We start from the raw sequence: 14,277 nt of genomic DNA, 5'->3' as shown, positions 1-14,277 counted from the left end.
TTGTCATGAAAAAATTTTTTATGTTTTCTCTCCTTGCTATGTTGTTGTTTTTCATAGCAGCTTGTGGATCTGGAGATGATCCGGAGGAGGAGACAACTGGAGAAGAGGATGCTGCCGAAGAGACAGAAAACGGGGCTGAAAATGAAGAAGATGCTGAAGAAGCCGCAGAGGATGGGGAGAAGCCTACATATTCTGTAGCAACGGATAATAACTATGTACCTTTTGAGTTTATTGATCAAGAAACCGACGAACTAATTGGATTTGATATTGATTTAATTAATGCAATCGCCGATGAAGCAGGATTTGATATAGAAATTGAACAAATGGAGTTTTCTGGAATTGTATCTGCTATTCCTTCCGGACGTTTTGATATAGGAATTGCTGGAATGACTATTACAGAAGAGCGTGAAGAGAATATTGATTTTTCTCAGCCTTACTATGACGCTGGCTTAATTTTAGCCGTATTAGATGGTAATGAGGAGATTTCTTCGATAGACGATGTGGACGGAATGACAGTCGCAACACGTGTTGGCTCTACCAGTGAAGATTATCTCCAAGAAAATACTGAAGCAAATGTTGAAGCGTTCCCTGAAATTACAGAAGCATATCGAAGTGTACTTACCGAACGGACAGATGCAGTGTTGTATGATAAACCTAATGTTGAGTATTATGCAGAGACAGAAGCAGGAGGAGAGCTTGTTACGGTTGGTGATCTATTACAAGGTGAACAATATGGCATAGCCTTCCCGAAAGACTCTGAACTTCGCGATGAAGTAGACGAAGCTATAGACTCGTTAAAGGAAAGCGGAGAATTTGACGAAATTTACACAGAGTGGTTTGGAGAAGCTCCTGAAGATAGTGAGGAAGAATAAAAATTTGAAAAAAAGCGTGACATTTTGATATTGTCACGCTTTTACTTTGCACTGTTAGGAGAATGTCCAGGCTTTATAGTAAATGTTGTGGTGTCTCCTTTGAAATCAGAGAAAACGGGGCGCGTGGACGTATGGTGAAATTACTGCAAAATAGGGGGCGGACATTGCATCGGCTATATACTGCAAATCGAACAATATCCACCGCTTAGTCATGTGATAGGGAATACATGTCCGCCAAACCTTCTATATTACATGAACAAATGTCAGCCCCATGCTGCACTACCCATGCCACAAAAGCAATGACTGATACATTTTTGGGACAGTCCTTTATTAGGAGAATTGTTCCACACCATTTGACAAAGGGCCAAGATTACCGGTAAAGAGTATAAGAAAACTACAGCTTCAACGTACAGGACGTACCATGTGCTGCTGCCGCCACAAGATTGTTAGAATTACATTGGATAGTGTCGACTACTGTGTCTGGCACAATTATTTGTGAACTTAACACAAGTTCCTTAGATCCTGTCACCAAAAAGCCGCGCTTTGTGGCATTGGCGATATAAACCTATCCTATGGTTCAACTGTACGTTTTTAGCGTTTTTCTAATGTTTATTGCAGGGGGAGAGGAAACAAATGTATGTGTTTACAACTAATCATTATATAGAAATTTTGCCAAATTTATGGTCCGGATTCCTGTTTACCCTTTTGATAACGATCACCGGTGTAGCCATAGGTTTTGTTCTTGGAGCCATATTTGGTTTAATGAGGCTCTCCAAAATTAAAATAGTTTATGGAATTGCGACGATTTACGTTGAACTAGTACGGGGCACACCGCTTTTAGTTCAAATATTTTTTATATATTTTGGGCTTTCAGATTTTATGAACATAAACCTTGATAAATTAACGGCTTCTATTATAGCAATTGCTGCTAATGCTGGAGCTTATATAGCTGAAATTGTCCGAGGAGCTGTTCAATCCGTAGATAAAGGTCAAACAGAAGCAGGTCGATCACTTGGATTATCATCACGCCAAACTATGCTTTATATTATTTGGCCGCAAGCATTAAGACGAATGATTCCGCCGCTTGGAAATCAATTTATTATTAGCCTTAAAGATACTTCTTTATTTTCAGCAATTGCAGTTACAGATTTAATGTATGAGGGACGCCAATATGCCAGTTCTACATTTGCTGATTTTGAGTCTTACATAATGGTAGCTATTTTTTATTTAGTAATTACCATACCTTCTATGCTCATTTTGCGTCAGTACGAACGGAGGTTTGAAAGAGAATGATACAAGTAAAAGATCTGCATAAGTCTTTTGGAGAGACAGAAGTACTAAAAGGTTTAACTACAGAAATCAAAGAAAAAGAAGTGGTATGTGTTATTGGTCCTTCTGGGTCTGGGAAGAGTACTTTTTTACGTTGTTTAAATATGTTAGAAGAAATTACAGACGGACATGTTGTAATTGATGGCAATGATTTAACGGACCCAGCTACTGATATCAATAAGGTACGTTCTGAGGTAGGTATGGTTTTTCAGCACTTTAACTTATTTCCTCATTTAACTGTATTAGAAAATATTATTTTAGCGCCATTAAAAGTAAAAAAGGTTACAAAAGCTGAAGCAGAAGAAACTGCTTTACCATTATTAGATAAAGTTGGTTTAAAAGATAAGGCTCATGTTTATCCTAACAGCTTATCTGGAGGACAAAAACAGCGAGTGGCTATTGCTAGAGCACTAGCAATGAATCCTAAAGTGATGCTGTTTGATGAGCCCACTTCGGCTTTGGATCCGGAGTTAGTTGGAGATGTACTGGCTGTTATGAAGGATTTAGCTGAAGAAGGAATGACAATGGTAGTAGTTACGCATGAAATGGGGTTCGCTAAAGAAGTAGGTGATCGTGTATTCTTCATTGATGAAGGCGTATTTATGGAAGAAGGACCGCCGTCACAGCTATTTGATAACCCGCAAAACCCGAGAACCCAATCTTTTTTAAGTAAAGTATTATAATTAACCAGCCCCTGGAGTTCAAGTCTTCAGGGGCTTCAGTTTATATTAGTGTTCTTTTTTCGCCGATTGGTAACGGTAAGCTGTATGGTTGACAGGGCCAATATATTGATTAAGAGGGAAGGAATCTGTAATAGCAGCAGTGATAAACTGCTTAGCGGTTTCAATGGCTTCTCTTACTGGTTTTCCATGAGCCAATTCTGCAGTAATCGCAGCCGAATAGGTGCAACCTGCGCCATGAGTATACTCTGTATGAATTTTTGGTGCCTCAATATACTCAAAACTTTTTCCGTCATATGAAACATCGATGGATTGATCCTCGCCCGTTTCGCCTCCCCCTTTTATAATAACAAAAGAAGGCCCTTGCTCATAAATGGTTACTGCAGCTTTTTTCATTTCTTCTACACTTTGGATAGCATCCATGTTAGCAATCTGAGAAGCTTCAAAAAGGTTTGGAGTTACTACTAAAGCTTTTGGAACCAGGACTTCTCGTAAATGCTGATCCACTTCAGGGTTAAGGGCTTCATCAGCTCCTTTGCAGACCATTACAGGATCCACAACTAGTTTTTCGATATGATATTGATCTACCTTATTAGCTACCAATTCTATTGTTTCTATTGATCCAAGCATACCGGTTTTAGCAGCATCCACTCCGACACCAGCTAAAACGGTTTCTAGTTGTGCTTCAATAACAGAATGCTCTTGGGGATAGACAGCATGATGCCAACCTTGATGGGGATCCTGTGCAACAATGGTGGTCAAAGAAGTCATGCCATAAACCCCGAGTTCTTGAAAAGTTTTTAAATCAGCTTGAATTCCAGCACCTCCGCTAGTATCAGACCCAGCAATAGTAAGGACTTTTTTTAAAGACATGAAGGTTCGCCTCGCTTTAATATCAAAGATTTTCGTATAATTCATATTCCACAAATGTTTAGTCACAAACATTCTTTGTAGAAGATGTAAAACATTAAATAACCCATTCTCCATTTTTCATCAACGGTTCTGTTTCTCCATTTGAAAGTCTTCCGTCAATATCCATTACTCCACTGCCTACCATGAAATCAACATGCGTAATACTTGTGTTTAAGCCATTTGCTTCTTTTTCTTCTTTCGACATCTCTGTGCCATTTTTAATACAAAAGGCATAGGCACTGCCTATAGCGAGGTGGTTAGAAGCATTTTCGTCAAAAAGAGTGTTATAAAACAATGTGCCGGATTGGGAAATGGGAGAACTGTGGGGGACAAGGGCAACCTCTCCTAAATAATGGGAGCCTTCGTCAGTATCTATTAAATTTTTTAACGTTTCTTCCCCTTCTTTTGCTTCAAATTCTGTAATTTTTCCATCTTTAAAATGAATAGTAAAATCATCAATGACATTTCCACTGTAATTAAGAGGTTTGGTGTTTCTTACATAACCGTTGACTCCTGTTTTATGAGGAACAGTAAACACTTCTTCAGTAGGCATATTTGCAATGAAATGAACACCATCTTTGTTTACACTGCCGCCGCCAGCCCATATATGGCCGTCAGGAAGATCAATCGTTAAATCTGTACCTGGCGCTTTGTAGTGGAGCTGCTTGAACGCTTTTTCATTTAAAAATGCAGCTTTTTCTTGTAATTTTTTATTATGTTCGTCCCATTTTTCAACTGGATTTTCCTGATCTGCTCGAACGGCTTTAAAAATTTCATCCCACAAATTTTTTTCTGCTTCTTCTTCGGATGCATCAGGAAAAACTTTTTTAGCCCAGCCAGTAGAAGGGGTTGCGATAACAAGCCAGCTTACCATATCTGATTGGATATAAGAACGAAATGTATCCATTGCTTCGCCGGCCGTTTTATTTGCATTTGCTATTCGGCCTTGATCTATTCCTTTTAAAAGATCGGGATCAGTCGATTTTACTGTTATAAATGCTGCTCCGTTTTCAGCTAATTCTTCTCTTCCTTTGGCAATCCAGCTAGGGAATTCTTTAAAAGCTTCATCTGGAGCTTTTTCATATTTAATACGAGAAAGTTCTTCATCTGCCCAGTCTACATGAACGTTTTTAGCTCCCGCATCATATGCTTTTTTTGCTAATAGACGAACAAAAGCTGCTGAAGTTATCGGAGCATTAATAAAGAGAGGTTGATTTGGTTGAATGTTGACCCCTTTTTTTATTGCAAGTTCAGCGTAATTTTCCAATCTTCTTTCAAAATTCTCCATTAGAATTCTCCTTTTTCATTGGGAATATAAAAAATTTGAAAAATCATACTACATTTATCTAGCAAGTATTGTAACATATATACGGATCCTGCAATTTAAGGATGTTTTTGAAAACATGTAATACACTTATTATATAAAGTCTTTATACTGTTTTATCCATAAAATTTAATAGGAGGGTACAAATGAGATCGTTAACAGTGTTTTGCGGCTCTCGAAAAGGAAATAATTCAATATATATAAATGAGGCAGAGAATTTAGGAAAGTCAGCTGCTAAAAATGATATAGAAATTGTTTATGGCGGATCCAGTTCAGGCTTAATGGGAGCAGTTGCTGATGGGGCTCTCAGTCAAGGAGGAAAGGTCACTGGTATAATACCAGAAGATCTTAAACCAAAAGAAATAGCACATCAGCATGTAACCAATCTTATAACTGTAAACAGCATGCACGAAAGAAAAGCGTTAATGTATGAAAAAGGGGAAGCTTTTGTTGCAATGCCAGGCGGGATTGGCACGCTCGAAGAATTTATGGAAGTGCTGACGTGGGGGGCTATTGGCCACCATCAAAAAAGATGTGCTCTATTGAATGTGCATGACTATTACGCTCCTTTGCATCATTTTTTAGAGCACATGGTAAAGGAAGGTTTTTTATCACATACTATCCAAAAAAATATAGTTATAGAAGATAATGCAGAAAATCTGCTGCAAAGCTTAAAAATTTAAACGAATTTTCATAAAAAAATCGCCTTCTTTACAAAAAAGGCGATTTTCCTATGAAGACATTTTTATATTAGAATTTTGGTTGTCTAAAAGGGTAATGGTCTCTCTTTCATGGAAATTGTGAATGTTGGCTACAAAACTGGTTGGAGGAGACTGAATTTTAGTATTATATTTCACTACAGTATTGTTATAAATCTTTGCTGCTTTTTTTATTTTTAGGTCTGTTTCTTTTAAATGTTTCTCTACATAAGTAAATTCTTCATCTTGCCTTAATTCCGAAACTTCTTCTAAGGCGAAAACTTGAAATAATGTTTCAGAGAGCTCCTCATTTATATTCATTTGGTGGTTCCTGTTGTTGTTTGGGGAAGCTAACTGACTCCTTAACTCCACAATTTTTTCTAAAGTATGCTGTTCATATTTAACATGCTGCTGAACGACATCAACTAAACGAGGTATTAAATCAACTCGGTGGTTTAATAGTGTGTCAATTTGTGCCCATGCATCTTCCACCCAATTAAGATATTTGATCAGAGCATTATACCCCACGATCCAGCTGACTAAAGCAATAATGATTGCTATTCCTAGTACAGCGCCAAAAAAGGTCAAATCGATGGAACCTCCTTTACGGCTTAATTACCAAATGTACATAAAACCATTATAACTGGAATCATCTACAAACAGTATAGCACGTTTATCTGCTTTCTATCATTGTTTTATTGGAATTGGTTATAATACGCGGATTCCCATTTTAAATAGAGGGTCGGAAGGAACAACGAATCTTTGAAATATATCTATCCGTGACCCGATATAGAGTGGAAAACAGCATGGTACTCAGCAGTAAGCGAAGCAGAGTGGTGTGAGATGAACAAAAAGTAATGGGTAACCTGAATAGCACAAAAGCAAGTTCGAATGGTACCAATCCATTTGATAAAGGTCCTCATTACCTACACGTTAGTATTTTATTTCCAATAGAAGGACCAACTGGATGTATCCAAACATGGTCGTATGAAAAAACATCAACTGGTGTTCAGTTGAGAAAATAAGCAACATATAATGGTTCCATAATGGACCGCTGTCATCATCGCTTTTTTCAGATGATGTCTACTTGGATGTACGATTTATTATCCAGGAGGGCTTGTCCAGCCATCGGAAAAGCCCTCCTGATTATAAGTTCCAAAAGAAAGTCTACAAAAGGCGTTTACTAATAATCCTTCTGATCTCCTTCTTTAATTGATGCACTTGGGGCAGTATCTTCCTCTTCCACCTTTTGAAAGCCTTTATCTAACTGACCGGCATTTTCAATGTCACCAGAAGCCTTGTATCCACCAATTTCTGTATTGGAAGTGTTCGAGTATAGCCCCATTCCGCCAAGTTTCACATTTATTTTTTCATTCTTGTGTTCATTTTTTTTATCCACTTTTTTCACCCCTTAATTGTAATATAACCAAAGGAACACATATTAACGAAAGAGGTGACAAAAATGTCAAAACATCAAGAAATACACACTTATGAGGACATGTTCTACAAATTTAATGAGAAAATGCAGAAAAAGATTTCAAAAGAAATAATTGACGACTTTCCGAATTTTTCCTTATAATTGAATTAATATATTGAAAACGCTTACAAAATTTAAATCAGGGATTCCTTTTGGTCGGATTCTGAACAATTGCTCAGTTTTAAAATGTTGGTACTACAGGGATGGAGGAGAGGGAATGAATTTTGAACTAACAAGTGAGCAGCGAATGACGAGGGATATGGTTCGAGAGTTTGCAGAACAGGAGATTGCTCCTAAAGCACAAAAAGTCGATAAAGAAGCAAGATTTCCTGAAGAAACGTTTAAAAAGATGGGGGAACTTGGTCTTTTAGGAATTCCGTTTCCAGAAAAATATGGGGGTTCCGGCGGAGACACGATAGCTTATGCGCTTGCTGTAGAAGAAGTGGGGAAAGCCTGTGGAAGTACAGGGCTGAGTTACGCTGCTGCTGTTTCTTTAGGAGCGAGTCCTCTTTATTATTTTGGAACAGAACAACAAAAACAAGATTATTTAGTGCCGCTTGCATCCGGTAAAGCTTTAGGTTCCTTCGGATTAACCGAGCCAAATGCCGGTTCTGATGCAGGAGGAACGAGAACAAAAGCAGAATTAATTGGTGAAGAGTACGTTATAAATGGAGAAAAGTGCTGGATTACAAATGCTCAATATGCAAAAACAGTAATTGTAACAGCGGTTACAGCTAAAAATGATCAGGGGAAAAATATTATCTCAGCTTTTATTGTGCCCGCTGATACAGAAGGATTTACCATTACAAGTCCTTATGAAAAGATGGGAGTTCGCGGATCTAATACTTCTGAGCTTGTGCTTGAGGACGTAAAAGTACCAAAAGAAAATTTGCTTGGAGATCCAGCAAAAGGTTTCAATCAATTTCTTTATACCCTTGATGGAGGAAGAATCTCTATTGCAGCGCTGGCAGTAGGAATTGCACGTGGAGCATTTGAAAAAGCACTTGCTTATGCAAAGGAGCGCAGGCAATTTGGTCAAACTATTTCTTCTTTTCAAGGAATTCAATTTAAATTAGCAGATATGGCAATGGAAATAGAAATCGCTCAAAATATGGTATTAAAGGCAGCATGGTTAAAAGACCGAGGCAAACCTTTTAAAAAAGAGGCTTCATATGCAAAACTGTTTGCTTCAGAAATGGCTACCAGAACATGCAATCAAGCATTGCAAATCCACGGGGGTTACGGATACATGCGAGAATATGAAATAGAGAGAATGCTGCGCGACACTAAACTGATGGAAATTGGGGAAGGAACTTCTGAAATACAAAGAATGGTTATTGCTCGAGAGCTTGGCTGCTAATTGTATTTATTAATCATTCTTGGAAAGTATCAACATCCAAAACTTCTTGATGTGCAAACAGACGGTGTACCTAATGATAAATTATGGAGAAGAAGTCTCTGCCTGGATTCGGTTAAAAGAAGGAGAAGTATGTACTGCTGACGAAATACGTTTGTACTGCAAAGGGAAAATTTCACGTCATAAAATTCCTGCCTACATTACTTTTGTAGATGAGTATCCTATGACTGCTTCAGGTAAAACCAAAAATTTAAACTTCGTGAATTATCGAAAAGCCAATTTTCTATTAAATGATGAGCGAGGTGAAAAATTTGTTTCGTAAAGTGTTAATTGCTAATAGGGGAGAGATTGCTTGCAGAATTGTGCGGGCATGTGAGGAATTAGGTATTAAATCTGCAGTAGTTTATTCAGAAGCAGACCACCAGGCTGAGCATGTAAAGATGGCTGATGAAGCTTATTTTATCGGTCCTGCACCAGTTAAAGAAAGCTATCTCAATATTCATTCCATCCTGCAGGCGGCTAAAGATGCAGGAGCTGATGGGCTGCATCCCGGATATGGATTATTATCAGAAAACGCTGATTTTGCAAAAAAATGCGAAAGAGAGGATATTACGTTTATAGGACCTTCTCCAGAAAGCATGGAATTAATGGGAGATAAAATATCAGCTAGAAAAGCAATGAAAAATGCAGGAATACCGGTTATTCCAGGTATAAATGAAAGGGTGGACAGCGTAGAGGCTGCTTTAGTAGACGCTGAAAAAATAGGATATCCCGTCATGTTAAAAGCCTCTGCAGGCGGGGGCGGAATTGGCATGCAGAAAGTTAACAATGAAAAAGAATTAAGAAAAGCATTTGAAAGCAATAAAAAGCGGGCCAGCGACTTTTTTGGTAATGGAACTCTTTATATTGAAAAAATTATTGAAAATGCAAGACATGTTGAAATACAAATTCTCGCTGATCAGCATGGCAATGTGATTCAGCTTGGAGAGCGAGATTGTTCGATACAACGCCGTAACCAAAAAGTGCTAGAAGAAAGTCCATCTCCTTTTATACACGCTGTCACTCGTAAAAAAATGGGAGAAGCAGCAATAAAAGCAGCAGAATATATCGGATACAGGAATGCAGGAACGATTGAATTTTTAGTAGATGAACAGCAACAATTTTATTTTTTGGAAATGAATACAAGACTTCAAGTAGAGCACCCTGTCACCGAAGAAGTAACAAAACTTGATATAGTCCAATGGCAGCTGCGCATAGCTTCAGGAGAAATACTTCATATAAGACAAGATAGTATTGTGCAAAATGGTCACGCTTTAGAAGCAAGAATTTATGCTGAAGATCCAAGTAATTTTTTTCCTTCTCCTGGAAAAATTACAGCCTTAACGCTGCCAAGAGGAGAACACATACGTCACGAATGCGGGGTAAGAGAAGGGACCATCGTCACTCCTCATTATGATCCGATGATTGCAAAAATTATTATTACTGGTAAAGACAGACACGAATCCATTAACCAAATGATCAGTGCTCTAAAAAATTATCACGTTGAGGGGATAAAAACGAATATCCCAATGATTTTAGAAGTACTTAACCATCAAGATTATAAACAAGGACAGACAACTACGGCTTTTGTAACGGATATTCTACGTTCTACAAATGTATAAGCAAGGAGGCAGAAAAATGAATGTCATAACAGCTTACATGGCCGGCAAATTATGGAAATTGTTAGTAGGTTCCGGTGAAGAAATAAAGGAAGGCCAGGAAGTAGCTATTTTAGAATCCATGAAGATGGAGATACCGATTACAGCAGAAGCAAACGGCAAAATAAAATCAGTGTTAAAAGAAGAAGGGGAGTTTGTGAATGAAGGGGATGAATTGTTTGAATTAGAGTAGATAGGGGGAGCAGGATGAGCTGGCCAATAAATGTAACGATAAAAGAAGTAGGACCTCGTGATGGTCTTCAGAATGAAAAAAAATTAATCTCGACTAAAGTAAAAACGGACTGGATTAATAAATTATCGCAGAGTGGATTGCGCCATATTGAAATTACGTCTTTTGTCCACCCAAAGTGGGTCCCTGCTTTGGCGGATGCAAAAGATGTTGCTAAATTGATTCAGCGGAAGGAAGGAGTAGTGTATACCGCATTAGTTCCAAATCAAAAAGGGCTTGAAGCTGCATTAGAGACTAACGTTGATGAAATTGCAGTTTTTATGTCCGCTACAGAAACCCACAACAAAAAGAATATAAACAAAAGTATAGATCAAACGCTGCCGGTTTTGCGACAAACAGCACAAGAAGCGGTCAAAGCAAATATACCAGTTCGTGCCTATGTGTCTACAGCATTTTTTTGTCCTTATGAAGGGCGAACTAACTCTGAAAATGTACGAAGAATAAGTGAATACCTTTTAGAAATAGGGGCTTATGAGTTGTCTATTGGCGATACAGTTGGTACGGCTTCTCCAGTCCAAGTAGAAGACACATTGAAGCATTTATTAAAAGGGATTCCTACAAAGAAATTAGCAATGCATTTTCACGATACGAGAGGAACCGCGCTTTCTAATACACTAAAAGCACTCGAAATGGGGATACAGACTTTTGACAGTTCTTGCGGAGGATTGGGAGGCTGCCCATACGCACCAGGGGCTGCTGGAAATACAGCAACAGAAGATCTTCTTTATATGCTTCACAAAATGGGCATCAAAACAGGTGTTTCAGAAGAAAAAATGGTCAAAAACGCTATGTTTATGGAAAATCATATTGGAAAATCTTTACCAAGTAAAGCACTGCAAGCACATAAAGGAAAAAAAGCAGTTCTAGCTAAGAAGGGAGATAAAAGATGACTCATTACATTCGCGTTGATAATTCGCATGAAGGAATAACGGTAATAAGTTTGAATAGGCCTTCCGCAGCAAATGCTTTATCAACTTCCCTTTTAGACGAATTGCAAAAGACTTTAAAAAATCTTGCGTATGACACTGCCTGCCGCGTTTTAATTATTCGTGGAGAAGGAGAAAAGATATTTTGCGCCGGGGCAGATCTAAAAGAAAGAGCCGGTATGGATCATATCGAGGTTAGAAAAACCGTCTCTTTTATCAAAGAAACTATAAATCAAATTGAAAATTTTCCGAAAGCGGTCATTGCTGCAATGAATGGAAGTGCTCTTGGGGGTGGACTGGAATTAGCACTAGCTTGTGATTTACGTATTGCAAGTGCCACTGGAAAATACGGATTACCTGAAACTTCTCTAGCTATTATACCAGGAGGAGGTGGAACTCAGCTTTTACCACGGCTTATCGGAAAGGCCAAAGCAAAAGAATTAATATATACGGCCCGGAAAATTTCTGGTATAGAAGCGGCCGATTTAGGAATAGCACAGTATGCAGTAGACAGCGAACAAGTACTTCATAAAGCGGTAGAACTTGCATTAGAAATAACAAAAAATGGACCGGTTGCAGTATCAGCTGCTAAAACTGCTATTAATGGAGGGATAAATACAGATTTAACGACTGGTCTTGTAATTGAAGAAAAATCCTATGAAGCCACGATAACTACAGAAGACAGACTAGAAGGGCTAAGAGCTTTTAAAGAAAAGCGTAAGCCAGTATATTCCGGTAAATAGGAGGTCCACGTTATGGTAAACGAAGACTTTCACCAACAATTAGTTAACCGCATCGAAAAAGGCGGGGAAGAAAAATATCATAAAAAAAATAAAGAAAAAGGCAAATACTTTGTCCGTGATCGTCTAAATTTATTGTTGGATGATGGATTAACATATGAAGACGGAAAATTTGCAAACAGCCAAGTGGAGGGGCTTGCTGCAGACGGGGTTATAACTGGCACTGGAAAAATTAATGGGCAGTTCGTTTGTTTTATGGCAAATGATTCTACTATAAAAGCAGGTTCTTGGGGGGCAAGAACCGTAGAAAAAATTATTAGAATTCAGGAGACAGCTGAAAAGCTGAGTGTACCTATGCTCTATTTGGTTGATTCTGCAGGAGCAAGAATCACCGACCAAGTAGAAATGTTCCCAGGACGACGAGGAGCTGGACGGATTTTTTATAACCAGGTGAAGCTTTCTGGACAAATTCCACAGGTTTGTATCCTTTTCGGTCCATCAGCAGCAGGTGGAGCTTATATACCAGCTTTTTGTGACACAGTTATAATGGTCGAAGGAAATGCTTCTATGTATCTTGGTTCTCCTCGAATGGCTGAGATGGTTATTGGAGAAAAAGTCTCTTTAGAAGAAATGGGAGGAGCAAAAATGCATTGCTCTGTATCTGGATGCGGAGACATACTTGCTAAAGATGAAGCAGAGGCTATCGAACATGCTCGTCAATATTTATCTTATTTCCCAGCTAATTTTGAAGGTAAGACGTCATTAAATACACCAGAACCAGTGGCCCCTCCTGAAAAACCTTTGAAAGATATTATTCCTGCGAATCAGAACGCTCCATTTGATATGTATCAGCTTATTAGTCATATCATAGACGCAGATCGTTTTTTTGAAATGAAAAAAGAGTTCGCACCTGAAATTATTACTGGATTTGCTCGTTTAAATGGAGAAGCCATCGGAATTATTGCCAATCAGCCCAAAGTCAAAGGAGGAGTGTTATTCCACGATTCTGCAGACAAAGCTGCCCGGTTTATTACCCTTTGTGATGCATACCATCTTCCCTTATTATTTTTCGCTGATATACCGGGATTCATGATTGGAACGAGTGTAGAAAAAGCAGGAATTATTCGTCACGGGGCCAAAATGATTGCTGCTATGTCAGAAGCAACCGTTCCCAAAATATCTGTTATTGTTCGAAAAGCATATGGAGCAGGATTGTATGCAATGGCAGGACCAGCTTTTGAGCCTGATTGCTGCTTAGCACTTCCTAGTGCACAAATTGCAGTAATGGGTCCGGAAGCTGCTGTGAATGCAGTATATGCAAATAAAATTGCAGAACTGCCTGAAAAAGAGAGACCAGCTTTTATTGAAGAAAAACGTCAGGAATATAAAGAAAATATTGATATATATAGACTCGCTTCAGAAATGGTTATAGACGGTATTGTAGAACCAGATGATTTAAGGATGGAATTAACCGAGCGATTTGAGGGCTATAGGAGCAAATATCAAACGTTTTCTAAAAGAAAACATGCAGTTTATCCTGTATAACAGCAGTGTAATAGAAATATGTATTGATGAAGTAGATGAACGTATGGTCATACTAACTCCCTTCTCTTTTTTTCCTTAAATTACTATTCTTTTTGTAGCATAGTGTTTGAAATTCGATACAAACTAAAGGTACAAAGAGGAGGTGAAAAACTATGGCAAACAACAACAGCGGTAACTCTAACCAATTAGTAGTACCTGGAGTTTCTCAAGCTCTAGATCAAATGAAATTTGAAATTGCTCAAGAATTTGGAGTACAACTTGGCGCTGACTCTACTTCCCGTTCTAACGGTTCTGTAGGAGGAGAAATCACAAAGCGTCTGGTTCAAATGGCTGAGCAGCAAATGAGTGGTCAGCAGCAATAATTAAATAACGTGGCTAGAGAGACTGTCAATAGGGGTGGCGTGATGCCACCTTGACAGTCTCCTATTTGTTGTAAGAAAAGAAAAAATAGCTTAAATACAGCCTGGCTT

16 protein-coding genes and 1 pseudogene are annotated in these 14,277 nt (G+C 38.4%); 13 read left to right on the top strand and 4 right to left on the bottom strand.

What is annotated here, in order from left to right:
- Nucleotides 1-5 precede the first annotated feature (5 nt).
- From FZF09_RS16025 to FZF09_RS16015, 3 genes are all read left to right on the top strand, one after another.
- Nucleotides 6-872, top strand: coding sequence for a transporter substrate-binding domain-containing protein (locus FZF09_RS16025; RefSeq protein ID WP_158737610.1), 867 nt, complete (start codon nt 6-8; stop codon nt 870-872).
- A 633-nt stretch (nt 873-1,505) separates the two neighbouring features.
- A complete protein-coding gene (locus tag FZF09_RS16020) occupies nt 1,506-2,165 on the top strand; it encodes an amino acid ABC transporter permease (protein WP_158737609.1) in 660 nt (219 codons plus the stop codon).
- Nucleotides 2,162-2,884: an amino acid ABC transporter ATP-binding protein gene (locus FZF09_RS16015; RefSeq protein WP_158737608.1), complete on the top strand. Its 723-nt coding sequence runs from the start codon at nt 2,162-2,164 to the stop codon at nt 2,882-2,884. Before FZF09_RS16020 ends, FZF09_RS16015 begins: the two co-directional genes overlap by 4 nt.
- 45 nt (nt 2,885-2,929) lie before the next feature.
- Here the strand turns inward: FZF09_RS16015 and pdxK are convergent, their stop codons facing one another.
- Together pdxK and FZF09_RS16005 are read right to left on the bottom strand one after the other, a co-directional pair.
- Nucleotides 2,930-3,754: a pyridoxine/pyridoxal/pyridoxamine kinase gene (gene pdxK / locus FZF09_RS16010; protein ID WP_158737607.1), complete on the bottom strand. Its 825-nt coding sequence runs from the start codon at nt 3,752-3,754 to the stop codon at nt 2,930-2,932.
- A 94-nt stretch (nt 3,755-3,848) separates the two neighbouring features.
- On the bottom strand, nt 3,849-5,081 hold the full coding sequence (locus FZF09_RS16005) for an aminopeptidase (RefSeq protein WP_158737606.1): 1,233 nt from the start codon (nt 5,079-5,081) through the stop codon (nt 3,849-3,851).
- A 182-nt stretch (nt 5,082-5,263) separates the two neighbouring features.
- Here FZF09_RS16005 and FZF09_RS16000 point away from each other — a divergent pair, with 182 nt between their 5' ends.
- Entirely contained in the window at nt 5,264-5,800 is a 537-nt protein-coding gene (locus FZF09_RS16000) for an LOG family protein (protein ID WP_158737605.1), read from the top strand.
- A gap of 48 nt (nt 5,801-5,848) precedes the next feature.
- Here the strand turns inward: FZF09_RS16000 and FZF09_RS15995 are convergent, their stop codons facing one another.
- Nucleotides 5,849-6,403, bottom strand: coding sequence for a LemA family protein (locus FZF09_RS15995; protein ID WP_158737604.1), 555 nt, complete (start codon nt 6,401-6,403; stop codon nt 5,849-5,851).
- A 269-nt stretch (nt 6,404-6,672) separates the two neighbouring features.
- Between FZF09_RS15995 and FZF09_RS15990 the strand changes: the two genes are divergently transcribed.
- Nucleotides 6,673-6,840: a hypothetical protein gene (locus FZF09_RS15990; protein ID WP_158737603.1), complete on the top strand. Its 168-nt coding sequence runs from the start codon at nt 6,673-6,675 to the stop codon at nt 6,838-6,840.
- 158 nt (nt 6,841-6,998) lie between these two features.
- Here FZF09_RS15990 and FZF09_RS15985 read toward each other — a convergent pair whose 3' ends face one another.
- Complete coding sequence (locus FZF09_RS15985; RefSeq protein ID WP_158737602.1) at nt 6,999-7,214, bottom strand: hypothetical protein; 216 nt, start codon at nt 7,212-7,214, stop codon at nt 6,999-7,001.
- Between the two features lie 295 nt (nt 7,215-7,509).
- Between FZF09_RS15985 and FZF09_RS15980 the strand changes: the two genes are divergently transcribed.
- From FZF09_RS15980 to FZF09_RS15945, 8 genes and pseudogenes are all read left to right on the top strand, one after another.
- Nucleotides 7,510-8,652 carry an acyl-CoA dehydrogenase family protein gene (locus FZF09_RS15980; protein WP_158737601.1) on the top strand — a complete coding sequence of 381 codons (1,143 nt, stop codon included), beginning with the start codon at nt 7,510-7,512 and terminating at the stop codon, nt 8,650-8,652.
- A gap of 27 nt (nt 8,653-8,679) precedes the next feature.
- Nucleotides 8,680-8,943: pseudogene (locus FZF09_RS15975) on the top strand (AMP-binding enzyme); the annotation flags it as partial.
- A 17-nt stretch (nt 8,944-8,960) separates the two neighbouring features.
- On the top strand, nt 8,961-10,310 hold the full coding sequence (locus FZF09_RS15970; protein WP_158737600.1) for an acetyl-CoA carboxylase biotin carboxylase subunit: 1,350 nt from the start codon (nt 8,961-8,963) through the stop codon (nt 10,308-10,310).
- A 16-nt stretch (nt 10,311-10,326) separates the two neighbouring features.
- Complete coding sequence (locus tag FZF09_RS15965; protein ID WP_158737599.1) at nt 10,327-10,539, top strand: acetyl-CoA carboxylase biotin carboxyl carrier protein subunit; 213 nt, start codon at nt 10,327-10,329, stop codon at nt 10,537-10,539.
- A 14-nt stretch (nt 10,540-10,553) separates the two neighbouring features.
- Entirely contained in the window at nt 10,554-11,486 is a 933-nt protein-coding gene (locus tag FZF09_RS15960; RefSeq protein WP_158737598.1) for a hydroxymethylglutaryl-CoA lyase, read from the top strand.
- Nucleotides 11,483-12,265: an enoyl-CoA hydratase gene (locus FZF09_RS15955; RefSeq protein WP_158737597.1), complete on the top strand. Its 783-nt coding sequence runs from the start codon at nt 11,483-11,485 to the stop codon at nt 12,263-12,265. The genes FZF09_RS15960 and FZF09_RS15955 overlap by 4 nt, the downstream gene beginning before the upstream one ends.
- Before the next feature lie 12 nt (nt 12,266-12,277).
- Complete coding sequence (locus FZF09_RS15950) at nt 12,278-13,807, top strand: acyl-CoA carboxylase subunit beta (protein ID WP_158737596.1); 1,530 nt, start codon at nt 12,278-12,280, stop codon at nt 13,805-13,807.
- A 152-nt stretch (nt 13,808-13,959) separates the two neighbouring features.
- Nucleotides 13,960-14,169: an alpha/beta-type small acid-soluble spore protein gene (locus FZF09_RS15945; RefSeq protein ID WP_158737595.1), complete on the top strand. Its 210-nt coding sequence runs from the start codon at nt 13,960-13,962 to the stop codon at nt 14,167-14,169.
- Nucleotides 14,170-14,277: the final 108 nt, after the last annotated feature.

The organism is Alteribacillus sp. YIM 98480, assembly GCF_009765375.1.
In the GTDB taxonomy this organism is placed as follows: Bacteria; Bacillota; Bacilli; order Bacillales; family Marinococcaceae; genus Alteribacillus.
This window is presented reverse-complemented; position numbering and strand designations above follow the sequence as displayed.